Origin of the sequence: Shewanella alkalitolerans, from assembly GCF_019457575.1 — a bacterium.
Classification (GTDB): domain Bacteria; phylum Pseudomonadota; class Gammaproteobacteria; order Enterobacterales; family Shewanellaceae; genus Shewanella; species Shewanella loihica.
Window position 1 is genome coordinate 352,176 of sequence record NZ_CP080422.1, and the last position, 17,007, is coordinate 369,182.

7 protein-coding genes are annotated in these 17,007 nt (G+C 53.1%); 1 reads left to right on the forward strand and 6 read right to left on the reverse strand.

The genetic code is table 11. The features are described from left to right. Window positions 1–215 precede the first annotated feature (215 nt). From K0J45_RS01625 to hemC, 5 genes are all read right to left on the reverse strand, one after another. Window positions 216–9,635, reverse strand: coding sequence for a retention module-containing protein (locus K0J45_RS01625; protein ID WP_220043976.1), 9,420 nt, complete (start codon window positions 9,633–9,635; stop codon window positions 216–218). Between the two features lie 290 nt (window positions 9,636–9,925). After that, a complete protein-coding gene (locus tag K0J45_RS01630) occupies window positions 9,926–11,092 on the reverse strand; it encodes a heme biosynthesis HemY N-terminal domain-containing protein (protein ID WP_220043978.1) in 1,167 nt (388 codons plus the stop codon). Further along, a complete protein-coding gene (locus K0J45_RS01635; protein WP_220043979.1) occupies window positions 11,089–12,231 on the reverse strand; it encodes a uroporphyrinogen-III C-methyltransferase in 1,143 nt (380 codons plus the stop codon). Before K0J45_RS01635 ends, K0J45_RS01630 begins: the two co-directional genes overlap by 4 nt. A 55-nt stretch (window positions 12,232–12,286) precedes the next feature. Next, window positions 12,287–13,018, reverse strand: coding sequence for a uroporphyrinogen-III synthase (locus tag K0J45_RS01640; RefSeq protein WP_220043981.1), 732 nt, complete (start codon window positions 13,016–13,018; stop codon window positions 12,287–12,289). 2 nt (window positions 13,019–13,020) lie between these two features. After that, the gene (gene hemC / locus K0J45_RS01645; RefSeq protein ID WP_144200113.1) at window positions 13,021–13,950 is read right to left on the reverse strand and encodes a hydroxymethylbilane synthase; all 930 of its coding nucleotides are present in this window, start codon (window positions 13,948–13,950) and stop codon (window positions 13,021–13,023) included. A gap of 209 nt (window positions 13,951–14,159) precedes the next feature. Here hemC and K0J45_RS01650 point away from each other — a divergent pair, with 209 nt between their 5' ends. Next, a complete protein-coding gene (locus K0J45_RS01650) occupies window positions 14,160–16,580 on the forward strand; it encodes a class I adenylate cyclase (RefSeq protein WP_220043982.1) in 2,421 nt (806 codons plus the stop codon). A 7-nt stretch (window positions 16,581–16,587) separates the two neighbouring features. Here K0J45_RS01650 and cyaY read toward each other — a convergent pair whose 3' ends face one another. Beyond that, on the reverse strand, window positions 16,588–16,920 hold the full coding sequence (gene cyaY / locus K0J45_RS01655) for an iron donor protein CyaY (protein ID WP_041406290.1): 333 nt from the start codon (window positions 16,918–16,920) through the stop codon (window positions 16,588–16,590). Window positions 16,921–17,007 lie beyond the last annotated feature (87 nt).

The window sequence follows — 17,007 nt, forward strand, 5'->3', positions numbered from 1 at the left end:
ACAACTTGATTTTTTATGTTGCAACTGTTAGCGCGTTTTTTCGCCAAGTATCGAATGTTATCAATAGTCTGTACAGTGGTCAATTTTTTGACGCGCAAATAATGCTAAAGCTAAGGTGTACTCTCAGTTTGTAATGCTTAAGATTGACAAATAAAAAGGCCAAACCACTAATTGTTAGGGCTTGGCCTTACAGGGTGTCGCGATAATGTCAGCTGTTATGGAATTGTATCAATTACCAGGTTTTCGTTACCGAGTAGGTTGTTGATGATCTGAGCATCACTTAGGGTGTTGTTATTGGTTAAGTCAACATTGTTCAATACTATAGTGAGATCCGCGACTCCATCATGGTTGGCATCGACAGAGATCTCAGTGTTTCCGCCACTAAAGTTAAATGCTAAATACTGATCTAGTGTATTGGGATTTTCGTCAACCAAGATTGCAGATAAATCTAGCTTATCCATACTGATGTCGAAGTTGAGTACAGTATCTATGCTGTTGTCATCGGACCCAATATCCCAAACCAAGGTATCTATATCGCTGTCGATACCTGCATCTATGGTATCGCTACCTTCGCCACCAATGAGAATATCGGCACCGGAACCTGCACTCAAAATGTCATCTCCGTTGGTACCATGGAGGGTGTCATTGCTATCGGTGCCACTGATGTTATAGGTACCGGAGTCGCCCGTGGTAACGTTGACTGAGAAATTACTTGAGTCATTATCGCCGTCGGCGTCTTGGCCTACCATGCTGAATTGCAGCTGGTAATCATCAGGGTACTCGGTAACTACATAATTGGCAGACAGGCCTTCGATCTTGAAACTGACGCTATCGTCATATGGCTGCAAATCAATGTAGTCGACTTCTCTGCCTGTATCTGTATCTATCACTACGGCAAAATCATCGCCTATTATTTGGTTAAAGGTTTGAGAGGTACCATCTGTATAGTAGATGGTGTAAGTAACCATATCGGTTGTTTTGGCCCCCCCCGAAGTGGCAATATTAATGGTTAGCTGTGACAAGGAGGCTCCGGCCATTTGTGGTACCACGTCGAATCGGAGGACATCTTGTTTGTTGCCATGCATAACGTTGTCGTTTACACCGAGTTCGTCATTGGAAATGGTCAACTTACCTGGATTGCCCTGGCTTTGCCCTGTGACGACAATGTCGAAGTAACCGTCAAAAAGGTCGCTGTCAAACGTGTAATCCGATAGGCCTGAACCTCCGGAAACACCTGCCAGCAAACTATCAACTGGGACTTCAGTTAGGGGCTGGGGTGTTACCAGTTCAAAGTCGTAAGTGCCATCTGCATGGATGGTGACGGTAAAGAAGGTGTCTGCACCACCATTGAAGACAGCGTTAAACACTTGGCTGCTAGCCGTAGAGGCGTCGCTATCATAGATCAATTCGTAGCCCTGTAGGGCATTGGTCCAGAGCAGGGAAGCATTGTCGAAGCTGTCTACAAAGCCTTGCGTGTCGGCGCCAATATCGAAGCTGTAATGCCCCTCGTATACACCTGCCAGGTTGGCGATAGCCAGATTGTCGACTGATAGGGCCGGACCATCGTCGTGGAAACTGACGTTGAAGTTGGTATTAGCTGGGTCACCTTCGTTGTCAGTAATGGTCATGGTGACGTTAACCACGATAGCATCATCTGGATCGTTGCCGTCGGGATGAGTCATGGTTTGCAGTTGAGTGACCGTGTAGGTGCCGTTGTCGTTGACCACAATCTGCCAGTCGCCGTTGTTGGCGGTCAGAGTGTGGGTGAGGGCGTTCCAGGTGGCCCCTGCGGCGCTCAACGTGATTGTACCTGGGGTGTCATTACCATAAGTGGCGGTGAAGTCGCGAGTGACTTCGTCCAGCCCACCGGTCTCATCGAGTGTGGCATCCAGGGCGCTGACGGTTGGTGTCGAGTCGGCGTCCAGATTAATGGTCAGGGTTGCCTGGTCAGTATCGCCGTCACCATCTGTGATGGTGTAGGTGATGACCACTTGCCCTTCTTCTCCACTGGCCGGTATATAGGTGACCGTGCCATCGGCATTGAATTGGACACTTCCCAGACCATTGGTGACCACAGCATTCGTGAGGGTGGCGCTATCGGCCCCTTGGGTGTCATTGTTCAGGACGTTATAGACCACCGGGCTATTTTCATCGCCCTGGTTGGCAACATCATTCACGGCGATGGGACCATCGTCGTGGAAACTGACGTTGAAGTTGGTATTGGCTGGGTCACCTTCGTTGTCGGTGATGGTCATGGTGACGTTAACCACGATAGCGTCATCCGGATCGCTGCCGTCGGGATGAGTCATGGTTTGCAGTTGAGTGACCGTGTAGGTGCCGTTGTCGTTGACCACAATCTGCCAGTCGCCGTTGTTGGCGGTCAGAGTGTGGGTGAGGGCGTTCCAGGTGGCCCCTGCGGCGCTCAACGTGATTGTACCTGGGGTGTCATTACCATAGGTGGCAGTGAAGTCGCGAGTGACTTCGTCCAGCCCACCGGTCTCATCGAGTGTGGCATCCAGGGCGCTGACGGTTGGTGTCGAGTCGGCGTCCAGATTAATGGTCAGGGTTGCCTGGTCAGTATCGCCGTCACCATCTGTGATGGTGTAGGTGATGACCACTTGCCCTTCTTCTCCACTGGCCGGTATATAGGTGACCGTGCCATCGGCATTGAATTGGACACTTCCCAGACCATTGGTGACCACAGCATTCGTGAGGGTGGCGCTATCGGCCCCTTGGGTGTCATTGTTCAGGACGTTATAGACCACCGGGCTATTTTCATCGCCCTGGTTGGCAACATCATTCACGGCGATGGGACCATCGTCGTGGAAACTGACGTTGAAGTTGGTATTGGCTGGGTCACCTTCGTTGTCGGTGATGGTCATGGTGACGTTAACCACGATAGCGTCATCCGGATCGCTGCCGTCGGGATGAGTCATGGTTTGCAGTTGAGTGACCGTGTAGGTGCCGTTGTCGTTGACCACAATCTGCCAGTCGCCGTTGTTGGCGGTCAGAGTGTGGGTGAGGGCGTTCCAGGTGGCCCCTGCGGCGCTCAACGTGATTGTACCTGGGGTGTCATTACCATAGGTGGCAGTGAAGTCGCGAGTGACTTCGTCCAGCCCACCGGTCTCATCGAGTGTGGCATCCAGGGCGCTGACGGTTGGTGTCGAGTCGGCGTCCAGATTAATGGTCAGGGTTGCCTGGTCAGTATCGCCGTCACCATCTGTGATGGTGTAGGTGATGACCACTTGCCCTTCTTCTCCACTGGCCGGTATATAGGTGACCGTGCCATCGGCATTGAATTGGACACTTCCCAGACCATTGGTGACCACAGCATTCGTGAGGGTGGCGCTATCGGCCCCTTGGGTGTCATTGTTCAGGACGTTATAGACCACCGGGCTATTTTCATCGCCCTGGTTGGCAACATCATTCACGGCGATGGGACCATCGTCGTGGAAACTGACGTTGAAGTTGGTATTGGCTGGGTCACCTTCGTTGTCGGTGATGGTCATGGTGACGTTAACCACGATAGCGTCATCCGGATCGCTGCCGTCGGGATGAGTCATGGTTTGCAGTTGAGTGACCGTATAGGTGCCGTTGTCGTTGACGACAATCTGCCAGTCGCCGTTGTTGGCGGTCAGTGTGTGGGTGAGGGCGTTCCAGGTGGCCCCTGCGGCGCTCAGCGTGATTGTACCTGGGGTGTCATTGCCATAGGTGGCAGTGAAGTCGCGAGTGACTTCATCCAGCCCACCGGTCTCATCGAGTGTGGCATCCAGGGCGCTGACGGTTGGTGTCGAGTCGGCGTCCAGATTAATGGTCAGGTTTGCCTGGTCAGTATCACCGTCACCATCTGTGATGGTATAGGTGATGACCACTTGCCCTTCTTCTCCACTGGCCGGTATATAGGTGACCGTGCCATCGGCATTGAATTGGACACTTCCCAAACCATTGGTGACCACAGCATTCGTGAGGGTGGCGCTATCGGCCCCCTGAGTGTCATTGTCCAGGACGTTATAGACCACCGGGCTATTTTCATCGCCCTGGTTGGTAACATCATTCACGGCGATGGGACCATCGTCGTGGAAACTGACGTTGAAGTTGGTATTGGCTGGGTCACCTTCGTTGTCGGTGATGGTCATGGTGACGTTAACCACGATAGCGTCATCCGGATCGCTGCCGTCGGGATGAGTCATGGTTTGCAGTTGAGTGACCGTGTAGGTGCCGTTGTCGTTGACCACAATCTGCCAGTCGCCGTTGTTGGCGGTCAGAGTGTGGGTGAGGGCGTTCCAGGTGGCCCCTGCGGCGCTCAACGTGATTGTACCTGGGGTGTCATTACCATAGGTGGCAGTGAAGTCGCGAGTGACTTCGTCCAGCCCACCGGTCTCATCGAGTGTGGCATCCAGGGCGCTGACGGTTGGTGTCGAGTCGGCGTCCAGATTAATGGTCAGGGTTGCCTGGTCAGTATCGCCGTCACCATCTGTGATGGTGTAGGTGATGACCACTTGCCCTTCTTCTCCACTGGCCGGTATATAGGTGACCGTGCCATCGGCATTGAATTGGACACTTCCCAGACCATTGGTGACCACAGCATTCGTGAGGGTGGCGCTATCGGCCCCTTGGGTGTCATTGTTCAGGACGTTATAGACCACCGGGCTATTTTCATCGCCCTGGTTGGCAACATCATTCACGGCGATGGGACCATCGTCGTGGAAACTGACGTTGAAGTTGGTATTGGCTGGGTCACCTTCGTTGTCGGTGATGGTCATGGTGACGTTAACCACGATAGCGTCATCCGGATCGCTGCCGTCGGGATGAGTCATGGTTTGCAGTTGAGTGACCGTGTAGGTGCCGTTGTCGTTGACCACAATCTGCCAGTCGCCGTTGTTGGCGGTCAGAGTGTGGGTGAGGGCGTTCCAGGTGGCCCCTGCGGCGCTCAACGTGATTGTACCTGGGGTGTCATTACCATAGGTGGCAGTGAAGTCGCGAGTGACTTCGTCCAGCCCACCGGTCTCATCGAGTGTGGCATCCAGGGCGCTGACGGTTGGTGTCGAGTCGGCGTCCAGATTAATGGTCAGGGTTGCCTGGTCAGTATCGCCGTCACCATCTGTGATGGTGTAGGTGATGACCACTTGCCCTTCTTCTCCACTGGCCGGTATATAGGTGACCGTGCCATCGGCATTGAATTGGACACTTCCCAGACCATTGGTGACCACAGCATTCGTGAGGGTGGCGCTATCGGCCCCTTGGGTGTCATTGTTCAGGACGTTATAGACCACCGGGCTATTTTCATCGCCCTGGTTGGCAACATCATTCACGGCGATGGGACCATCGTCGTGGAAACTGACGTTGAAGTTGGTATTGGCTGGGTCACCTTCGTTGTCGGTGATGGTCATGGTGACGTTAACCACGATAGCGTCATCCGGATCGCTGCCGTCGGGATGAGTCATGGTTTGCAGTTGAGTGACCGTGTAGGTGCCGTTGTCGTTGACCACAATCTGCCAGTCGCCGTTGTTGGCGGTCAGAGTGTGGGTGAGGGCGTTCCAGGTGGCCCCTGCGGCGCTCAACGTGATTGTACCTGGGGTGTCATTACCATAGGTGGCAGTGAAGTCGCGAGTGACTTCGTCCAGCCCACCGGTCTCATCGAGTGTGGCATCCAGGGCGCTGACGGTTGGTGTCGAGTCGGCGTCCAGATTAATGGTCAGGGTTGCCTGGTCAGTATCGCCGTCACCATCTGTGATGGTGTAGGTGATGACCACTTGCCCTTCTTCTCCACTGGCCGGTATATAGGTGACCGTGCCATCGGCATTGAATTGGACACTTCCCAGACCATTGGTGACCACAGCATTCGTGAGGGTGGCGCTATCGGCCCCTTGGGTGTCATTGTTCAGGACGTTATAGACCACCGGGCTATTTTCATCGCCCTGGTTGGCAACATCATTCACGGCGATGGGACCATCGTCGTGGAAACTGACGTTGAAGTTGGTATTGGCTGGGTCACCTTCGTTGTCGGTGATGGTCATGGTGACGTTAACCACGATAGCGTCATCCGGATCGCTGCCGTCGGGATGAGTCATGGTTTGCAGTTGAGTGACCGTATAGGTGCCGTTGTCGTTGACGACAATCTGCCAGTCGCCGTTGTTGGCGGTCAGTGTGTGGGTGAGGGCGTTCCAGGTGGCCCCTGCGGCGCTCAGCGTGATTGTACCTGGGGTGTCATTGCCATAGGTGGCAGTGAAGTCGCGAGTGACTTCATCCAGCCCACCGGTCTCATCGAGTGTGGCATCCAGGGCGCTGACGGTTGGTGTCGAGTCGGCGTCCAGATTAATGGTCAGGTTTGCCTGGTCAGTATCACCGTCACCATCTGTGATGGTATAGGTGATGACCACTTGCCCTTCTTCTCCACTGGCCGGTATATAGGTGACCGTGCCATCGGCATTGAATTGGACACTTCCCAAACCATTGGTGACCACAGCATTCGTGAGGGTGGCGCTATCGGCCCCCTGAGTGTCATTGTCCAGGACGTTATAGACCACCGGGCTATTTTCATCGCCCTGGTTGGTAACATCATTCACCGCGATGGGACCATCGTCGTGGAAACTGACGTTGAAGTTGGTATTGGCTGGGTCACCTTCGTTGTCGGTGATGGTCATGGTGACGTTAACCACGATAGCGTCATCCGGATCGCTGCCGTCGGGATGAGTCATGGTTTGCAGTTGAGTGACCGTATAGGTGCCGTTGTCGTTGACGACAATCTGCCAGTCGCCGTTGTTGGCGGTCAGTGTGTGGGTGAGGGCGTTCCAGGTGGCCCCTGCGGCGCTCAGCGTGATTGTGCCTGGGGTGTCATTACCATAGGTGGCAGTGAAGTCGCGAGTGACTTCATCCAGCCCGCCGGTCTCATCGAGTGTGGCATCCAAGGCGCTGACGGTTGGTGTCGAGTCGGCGTCCAGATTAATGGTCAGGGTTGCCTGGTCAGTATCACCGTCACCATCTGTGATGGTATAGGTGATGACCACTTGCCCTTCTTCTCCACTGGCTGGTATATAGGTGACCGTGCCATCGACATTGAATTGGACACTTCCCAGACCATTGGTGACCACAGCATTCGTGAGGGTGGCGCTATCGGCCCCCTGAGTGTCATTGTCCAGGACGTTATAGACCACCGGGCTATTTTCATCGCCCTGGTTGGCAACATCATTCACCGCGATGGGACCATCGTCAACAATAGTCACATTTACACTGCCGCTGACATTATCGCCGTCCACATCTGAGCCTACGACTATGCCAGATACGGCAATGCTGTTGTTACCTTGTCCATCGGGGTGAGGAAAGGCCTCTAATAGTTGGGCTGAAACAGTCACATTACCCGATTCCCCAGCAGCGATGTCAGACCAAGTCAAACTAAGTATTATGGCTGCCTCACCACCAATAAAACCGGTCAAGGTTTGGCCGTCTGAACTGAGCTCCCAAGTAAGGTCGGCAATAGTGTCACCATTAATATCGAGATTGATATTATCCGGCGCCATAAAATGGAAATCACTGAGGTCATCTGACCCTGCTGTGAAGACGAGATCACCACTGGCTATGTCTTCAATCTGGGATTCGTCTACGGTTAGTTGCAGGTTATCTGCATCGGTGGGATTTGTACCATCTGTTATACGGATAAGGTGACTGTCGCTTGCCGGATCACCATCGCCATCAAGTGCTTGAATTTCGAAACTCAGCGCGACTTGACTAGTGTTGTCTAGATTACCATTAGCGGTAAATGTCCAAGTACCATCGGCAAAGACAGTGAGGGTGCCCATGCCGGTATCTATGGCTTGACCGAGATTGTAGAGCTGACCTTCGAAGTTTACTTGCACGCTTGCGTCATCGGCGCCGGCGATTAAGTTCCAGTTACCGCTAATGCTCTGTTGCTCAGCAACCTGATCTGGACCGCTCAGAGTTACATCTGGGCTATCGTTAAGGATCTGGATATCTAGGCTGGCGTTTGCGTTGTCTCCATCTAGGTCAACAATATTGACTTCAACTTGGTCAAATACATCGCCGCCGCTGTGATCGGCAGAAGACGATAAGGTATAGCTGTAGTTTATGGTGCCACCCTGGCTGTCACCTTCAAAACCAGTGAGCATCAAAATGCCATGGTCGGTTTGAATGCTAATCGTTTCGCCAGCCGCCAGTGCTTGTAGGTCTTCAAAGCTCAGTATCTGTCCTCCCAAGCTTAGGGTTAACAGACCATCTGGGCTGCTGAAATCGAAACTGCCGCTTTGGGTCAAAGCATTTGTATCTGGTGCAGAGCCATCGGTCAGGTGGGATTCATCCACAATTTGCTCTACATCGTTTGCGGTTACACCTAAGCCAGTGATACTTACGCCGTCATCGGTACCATTGATAACTATGGTCAAGGTGGCCGAACTCTGATCGCCATCACTGTCGGACATTGTGTATCCAATAGCGAAGGATAATTGGTCTTGCTCTCCCAACGCTTGTACTGCAGCCAGATTGTTGTCCAGAACAAAACTGTAGCTGCCGTCACTATTCAATGTCAGGGTGCCAAACTGGTTTAAGGCAGTAATGGCATTCAAACTCGCGGAGTCGATACTCCAGTCTACAAAGCTACTGGGTTGATCGGCGTTACTTTCATCGTTATCTAGCACATTGCCGGAGAGGCTAGCGCCATTGCTGTCGTCCTCAGTTACCGCACCGCTGTCATTTTGACTATTGGGGGCATCATCACCGACGCTGATAGTCAGGGTACTTGTGGTGCTGGCGCCGAGGTTGTCTGTCAGCAGCAAGGAAAATGGCTGATTGAAGATGTCTCCCTGGCTGTGATCGACGGCGGTTGTTTGGGTGAAACTAAAGCTCAGGATGCCTGCTGTCAGATCTACCCCGGAAATAGTCAGCAGCCCAAAAGAGGTTGTGATAGTGACAGCTCCGTTGAATACGCCATCGGTGACTATGGGCACTCCATCTATGCTGATGTTCAGCACACCTGCATCGGCATTAAAGGCAATGGTGCCGTTTTGCGTGGTTTGCTGACTATCAGGGTTGCTGCCTTGGGGAAGTGCCGACTCCGAGAAGATGAGGGTTGCATTGCTCAGTGCCGGCGCTTCGGGAAGAGCGTCGGTGAGCTGCAGCTCTTCCTGGGTGGTATCTGGCGTCAGTGGGAAACCTGCTGTATCCCAGCCGGCATCGGCGAGGGTTTCATCACCGGTTCTGCCGACTGAGACGAAGTAAGCGTCGCCCTGGTTAGTCGGTGTGCCGGCTCCGGCGGCTGTTTCGGGCAGTCCTTGGGTCGGATCTTCACCGGCCAATATCTGCGCCTGCAGTGCGGCGATTTCGGGATCTAGGGCTACCGGCGTGTCGGTTTGCGGCGCGGCGTCGCTCTGTTGTCCCTGACTGGTGTCCTGGCTCACCGTTGTATCTTGATTAAGCGTGTCTTGCATCAAGTTGGCTTGGGTCGTTGATGAGCCATCTTCATATTCAAGATTAAACTTAGCATTGGGTGAAAATATAAGTTGCTCCCCGGCATGGATCAGGTCGCCTATTTTTACCTCTCTGATATTTCCTTGTTCATCTTTAACCTTGAGTTCGCCTACAAGGTTAACAACTACTGCATCCTGTGTTGTGATTGAAGCACCCATAATCATGTCTCGCTCTACAAAGAGTAAAATCAAGAGCAAAAGAGTTCTGTTTTGCGCTTGCTATTGGTATATCCACGTGGTTTAGCTCTTTAAGTGTGGTTGGCATTGGATAGCTGTCAAATAGCGGTAATTAAGGAAAAAATAGGGTGAAATAGTGTGTTTTTATAAAAATACAACTAATTAATTGTTTTAATGCGGGTTATATGTAAGGAAGCAGGTTGGGGGCATTTTTATAAATAAAAAACCACCAGTAAAGGTGGTTTCTTAGTTGAAAACAGTATAAAAAAGCGTCAAAAAATTGCCGCTTTTCGGTAATTCTGCAGTGCCTGGTTCTGTTCACCCAGGTGTTCGCAGGCCTCGGCAAGCGCCAGCCAGCGCTGTTTGGTGGGGGATTGCTGGCAGACTTTAGCCCACCACTTCTGAGACTCTCTGAACTCCTTGCTTTGATCGTACAGCGCGGCGATACAGGCCTGGTATTCGGTTTGCTCGCCGAGTTTCTTTTCAAGTTCAAAAAGTTGCTTTCTTGCGTCGAGATCCGCAGGGGTCAGCACCTGGGGTAGGGCGTCGAAGATCGCCTGTGCGGGTTGCTGTTTCGCCTGTTTCATCAGGAGTTTGATCGCCTCGTCTCTGCGCTCAAATTTGGCGAGGCCCAGGGCATATTGTGCAATAAACTCGGTTTGCTTACGTTCTGCGCGGGAAAGCCAGTGCCATGCTTTTTCTAATGCCTGTTCGTTCTGCCCCGCTGCTTGCTTGAGCAGCTCCAGGTTAACCTCGGCGTTAAGCGTTTGATGCTCGGTTTCATCTATGATGCCGCGCTTCTTAACGATGGGAAGTAGTTGCTTGAGGGCCGACCAATCTTGCTGGGTGCGATAGAGATCGAGTGCCAAGCCCAATACCGGTGGCTTGCTTTTGCTGGTCGGGTTGAGCTCGTCCAGCAGGGCGCGTGCCCGGGTGAGTTCGCCTTGTTGAAGCAGGTATCTTACTCGAGTCGTGAGTACCGCCTTGTAGGCCGCAGGATCTTTGGCCGCCTCGTTGAGGTAATGGTCACGGGCGTCATGATCGTTTCTGTGCTGGGCGGCGCGGGCGGCGGCCAGCAGGTTCAACGCCGGGATCTCGCCCTTATCGGCGCCGCGGGCCATCGCCTTTTCGGCGGTCGACCAATCTTCTTCAGCCAAGGCTAAGGCGCCTGTGAGAGTATGTTTTCTGGCTGCCTTACGACGCCACTTTTCCGGTAGCAGGCGGCTGTTTAGGACCAAGTTTATGCTCCAGACGACCAGCATCTCCAACAATACCAGCCCCACGTAAAACATGACGGCGGCAAAAATGGCAAATACCAGACTGGTTTCAAGTTCATAGTCGCCAATAGCGATATAGATATAGCCTTTTAGCCAGGAGAGATAGGGGCTGGCGATTAAGCCTATGATGACGATTACCAAGTAGATCAAGGCTCTTATCATAGCGATGTCTCCCGATCCTTCATCAGACTGCCGTTGGTCACCAGCTGCTGTAGCAGTGGCGTGGCGGCAAATTGCTCTATGGTGGGCGACTGAATTTCCAGGGTGGCCAGGGCATCCAGTGCGGCCAGGGTCTGCTCGGTCTTGTTATCGTCGAGATCGAAATACTGGAAGATCCATTTTCTGGCCAGCGTCACCGACTGACGGTAATTCACCTGATCCTGTCGGAACAGCGCCAGTTGTGCCTGCAGGAGCTTGTTGCGAATGTTTTCAACAAGATACCACTGTTGATCGGGCGCCAGTAGCGGTGCCGGATCTGTGGTGCGTTTGCGTATGATGACAAACTCTTCGATGAGTGCCTGCCAAGATTTGGCCAGATTACTCTGCCAGTCGTCGATAGATTCGGTGACTTGCAACGAGTCGTCTTTGGCGTTGATTTTGGACTCGCTACGATTGACCTTGAGTTTAGGCAGGCGTTCTATGATGGTGTCTAGGCTGAGCACAGTGCCGGCTACGTCGGTACTCTTGATGGCGGCGACATCGTTCATGTCTCGCGCCAAGGCCTTACGGATCGGCGTCAGCGATGGATCTTTCATGGTTTCGATGCGATCGTCCGCGGCCTCCAGCAGGCTAAGCGCCGTCTGGGGATCTTTCTCTAGCCACAGCTTATTGCCCGCCATTCTGACCAGGTATTTGGCTTCCTCGGCCATCCAATGGTTGGGGTTGCGCTGAGCCAACTTGTTAACCTGATCCTGCACCTCACCCTGCTTGGCTTGTAGCTGGGCAAGCTTTTGATCGAATTGATTTTCTGCTGTGCGTTGCTGCTGCTCTAGATGGGTAATGCGGGTGCGCGGATCGTCTAGCCCCTGTTGCAGCTGTTTAGCCAGTACGGCCGTCTTTTCTTTCTGCTGGGTCAGCTCCTGATACAGGTAGAAACCGCCGGTTGCCGTGGCAAACAGGAGTAATAGGATAAATACCAGATTAAAGAGAAATCCCCATGAAACCCCGCCGCCAGACTGAGCAGGCTTGGTCTCCTGGGATGCTGTCGATTTGGCCTGTGGCGTGTCGGTAAAGGTCGCATCGATAGACTCATCGTGCTCTGTGGTGGCGACCGCTTTACTCTCTTGGGTATTTTTGTCCATTTAGGCAGATCCTTGAAGACGAGGGCGACATCGGCGAGCAGCTGTGTAAGAAGGCTTAATCCTGTAAACCTAAGGCTGTGAGTACTGCGTCGCGGTTTGCTGCTTTTGCATTGGTGACCCGTGTAAAACCTGCCGCAATGGCTTGGTCATAGACACGTGCGCTGGGCACTATAATATGACATGCGTGCAGCCAAGCAAATAATTCTTTAGGTACAAGTGTAATTAGGTTGGCCAGAATTTCACCACTGGTAATCACTATGGTGTCAATTGCTTGCTCTCGCCATTCATAGGGAGTGTGGGGATCGAGCTGTGGGCAGGCGCGGCGATAGACCTCCCAGTAGTCGACCTTGGCGCCTCTATCTGCCAGTTCGCTGGCCAGAGTTTCCCGGCCGCCGACTCCCCTGACTATGGTGATCTGTTGTCCAGTAATGGCTTGCAGCTGAGCTAAGGTAAGCAGGCCTTCGGTTTGCTGGCAAGACTCGGGGGCCTCAAAGGCCACAATGCCTTTGTCCTTAAGGGCGCAATAGGTTGCCTGACCGACCGCAAAATATTGCTTATCCTTAGGCCAAGCTGACGACAGGGCAATATCGGCATACTCTACCGCATTGGTGCTGATAAAGATGATGATATCAGACTGATATAAAAGCTTTTTCTTGTGCTCATGGTCGGCTTCGTTATTTGCGACGACCGCTAGCAGCGGCGCTATGGTGAAAGGCACGTCACGTTGTGACAGTGCCTCGGCCATAGACTGATTGCGCCCTTCGGGGCGCGTCAGGAGTAGCTTCATTTTTACTTGGCGTATACCGCATCTAAAATGGCTTTGGCGCCTTTAGATAGCAGCTCATCGGCCAGTGCAATACCTAGCTGCTCAGCATCTTGCTTAGCGCCACTGGTTGCGCCGCGGATCACCTGGCTACCGTCTGGGTTACCTACTAGGCCGCGCAGCGACAGGGTGTCGCCGTCGATTTCCGCATAGGCACCGATTGGCACCTGACAGCCACCCTCTAGGCGAGTGTTCATGGCGCGCTCGGCGATCACGCGGTAGCGGGTTTCGATATGCTCTAGCGGTGCCAGCAGCGCCTTGACGCGTTCATCGTCGGTGCGGCATTCGATACCCACGGCGCCTTGACCGTTAGCGGGTAGCGAGTCTTCCGCCGAGATGAAGCTGGCGATACGGTCTTCGAGTTTGAGGCGTTTCAGGCCTGCGGCCGCCAGAATGATAGCGTCATAGTTGCCGGCATCTAGCTTGGCCAGGCGAGTGCCCACGTTGCCACGTAGGTCGCGGATCTCAAGATCTGGGCGCGCCGCGCGGATCTGGCATTGGCGTCTCAGGCTCGAGGTGCCGACGATGGCGCCCTGAGGTAGCTCTTCGATGTTCTTATAGGTATTTGAGACGAAGGCATCGCGGGGATCTTCACGCTCGCAGATCACCTGCAGGCCCAAGCCTTCGGGGAAGTCGACCGGCACATCTTTCATCGAGTGCACGGCGATATCTGCCTTGCCTTCTAGCATGGCAACTTCCAACTCTTTAACGAACAAGCCTTTACCACCAACCTTTGCCAATGGTGTGTCCAGGATGACATCTCCCTTGGTGCTCATCGGCAGGAGTTCGACGACTAATCCCTCATGGGCTTTTTCTAGTTCGGCTTTAACAAATTCAGCTTGCCACATTGCCAGTGGACTTTTACGTGTAGCGATACGAATGACGTTTTGAGACATGCTCGATATTCCATCAGAGGCCATAGTTGCGCTAATGCTAACATTGCTAATTGCTAGATGTAAGAAATGGCTGTCGATTCTTTGAAGTTCACCCGCTTACGGTTTGTGCAGCTTGAGGATAAAGTGTGATCTAGCTCTCAAATACTTGCTGTTTCCGCCTAAGCTGTTAGCATGCTATAGGTGAGCTAAATGGACTAGGTTGCTTAAAATTGAAAGAGCAAGAGCATTTTATCGCAACGGCGGAGCGCTTAAACAAAGTGCGTTTAGCGCGTGCGCTTGCCATGTTGACGCCTCTGCAGCGTCATCTGATGCAACTGATCCCTGTGCTGTTTCACTATCATCGTAGTGACTTCCCTGGCTACAACGGCCCCATGACGCCAAGCGGCGTGTTCGAATATTTTCCCAGTGACGATGCCCTAGAGGCCTGCCGTACCTTAGGGCTCAGCGAGCCCCAGGTGATCCATCAGCAGCAGAGCGCCCTGTATGGTGTTTATACCATGGGCAGTACCGCCAGTTTTGGGCAAAACCCTAAGAGTGATATCGACGTCTGGTTGGTGTATGACCCAACCCTGGCCGACGATGAAATCGCTTCCCTGCAGGATAAGTCGCAGCTACTGACGGCCTGGTTCGGGCAGCACGATCTCGAAGTGAATATCTATCTGGTTCATCCAAAACAGTTTATTTCAAGCAGTCGCGACGGCGTGGTTCAGACCGCAAGCCTGGGGTGCGAGAATAGTGGCAGCGTGCAGCACTGGTTGCTGCTGGAAGAATTTTACCGCAGCCAGATCTGTCTCGGCGGTAAGCGGGTCGCCTGGTGGCCAGGAGCCGAGGCGATCGAGAGCCATCTCTTTCTGGGGGATGTGAGCAACCTGCCCGCCAGTGAGTATTTCGGCGCCTCCCTGTGGCAGCTATATAAAGGGTTGGATAAGCCTCACAAGGCGCTGCTCAAGGTAATGCTGTTGGAGGCCTATGCCAGCGATTATCCCAATAGTAACCTGGTAACCACCCAGGTGTGGCAACGCACTCTGGCGGGGGATTTTTCGGCCTTCAACGATGCCTATTTTCTCCTGTATCAGTCGATCGAACACTATCTGGAATACAAGAACGATAAACGGCGCCTCGAGATCGTACGTCGCTGTTTCTATTTGAAATGTGGTATCAGGCTGACGGTGGCCGAACACCCTAAAGATTGGCGCTACTATAAGTTGCAATCCTTGGTGACGCGCTGGGGTTGGTCCGATAACCTGCTGCGCACCTTAGATCAATGCGCCAGCTGGCACTGTGGTCAATTGCAGTGGTTCAACGAGCAGCTCAATGAGTTGATGCTTGGCTGCTATCAGACCCTCCTACAATTTGCCTCCACTAACAAGCTGAGCGACAGCCTGAAGATCTCCGAGTTGGGGCTGTTGACCCGCAAGCTACACACCTACTTTAGCGAGGATGACAAGCAGATCATCAGCCTCAACCGACTCTGGACCCGCTCGGTCGCCGAGGCGCACCTGACGGTGATCTACAGCCATAATACCAAGGAGTATTACCTCTACCGCTGCACCCCAGAATCGAAAAACTTCATGGGGAATCGTGCGGTATATCACTCCCATAGCAAGGCTAAATTATTGATTTGGGCCAGCCTGAATGGCGTATCCACCGCCCAGACTCAGTGGTACGCCTATGGCGAAGGCAAAGGCCAGGATAAGGCGCTCACTAAGGCGGCCAAGCGTCTGCCCACTATCATGGCGGAGCGTCGCTGGCGGGCATCTAAGCTGGATCTGTGTCAGCCGTGGCATTTTCGTCAGCTGCTGTTTCTCATCAACTTCAATCGCGATGAGACCCAGCTGTGGCGGGGGCAGGAGATCATCTTCGACTACATGAACGCCAATATCTTCTCCATGGGGCGTCACCACAGGAATATGGTGCAGTCGCTGGATGTGATCTGCCAAAACAGCTGGGGAGAGTGGCACTGTCACCATTTCGAAGGTAACGAAGCCATCTTAGATGCCCTGGTCTATATCACCCCTGGCATGCAGCGGGCACCCCAGCAGGTGAAGGTGGATGTGGTGAGCTGTTCAAGCCGTCTCAGTACCCAGATAGAGCGCAGTATCAGCCAGCTGGTTCACCGAGCGAATCGCATGTGTACCAAGGCGAAAACCTCGTCGACCATGGTCCACCCCCTGCAGGTGGGCGGGATAAAATATGGCCTGTTCTTCAACTCCAAGGGCATGGTGTATCAGGATCTGAGTGAGTCCACGGCCTTCTATCAACGTCTCTCCAAGCAGCGAATGCTCGAGCTGCCGCGGCCGGATCTCGGCAACGAGCCTTTCAGCAAGATCCCCGAGGTGATCCAGGATTTTGCCGCCATCGGCGCGATTCAATACTTCTTGCGCCCGGGCAAGGAGGGGATAGATGTGTTTGTGCTGGATGAAAAAAATGAACTGAATCATTATGTTCAGCCGGGGAACAACCTAGAGGAGCTGGTGAGTCAGGTGAGTCATCATCATGCCTTTGCGGATTCCTACCTGGATAACGAACGCTTTAATCTACCGCAGTTTTTCCGTTTGGTTAGAGTCGATGGCCGACTGCAGGCGCAGCCCTTTGGGGTCAACGTCGACGAGGCAGCCATCGAATTTTAACGCCGTCTTACAGGCTCAGCGCTATGCCGCCCTGACGCAGGATAGAGGCGAGCACGAAGGGCATAAATTCGCCCGCATCGCTGCGCTCATCCAGCCACTTACCCTCGACATAAGAGAAGTGGTATCCACCAAACTGTGTCGCTACCCAGATCTGATGCAGGGGCTCTTGCTTATTGATGACAATCTTGGACTTGTCCTGGAACTCAAGTTGCAAAACATTGCCTGAGGCATCGATGTCGATATCGGCATCTTGTTCATCGATTGCGTTCTCTATGGCATCTTCAAGTGCGGTAAACATTTCGTCGGCGAGTTGGTGATACTCTGAATCTGTCATTGCCATCTGGGCATCCTTCAGTGGAGTGGATTGTTGCAGAGCCCACATAGTAATACCAAATTTACCAAATATCTAACTTTGGCCGGGCCCTTG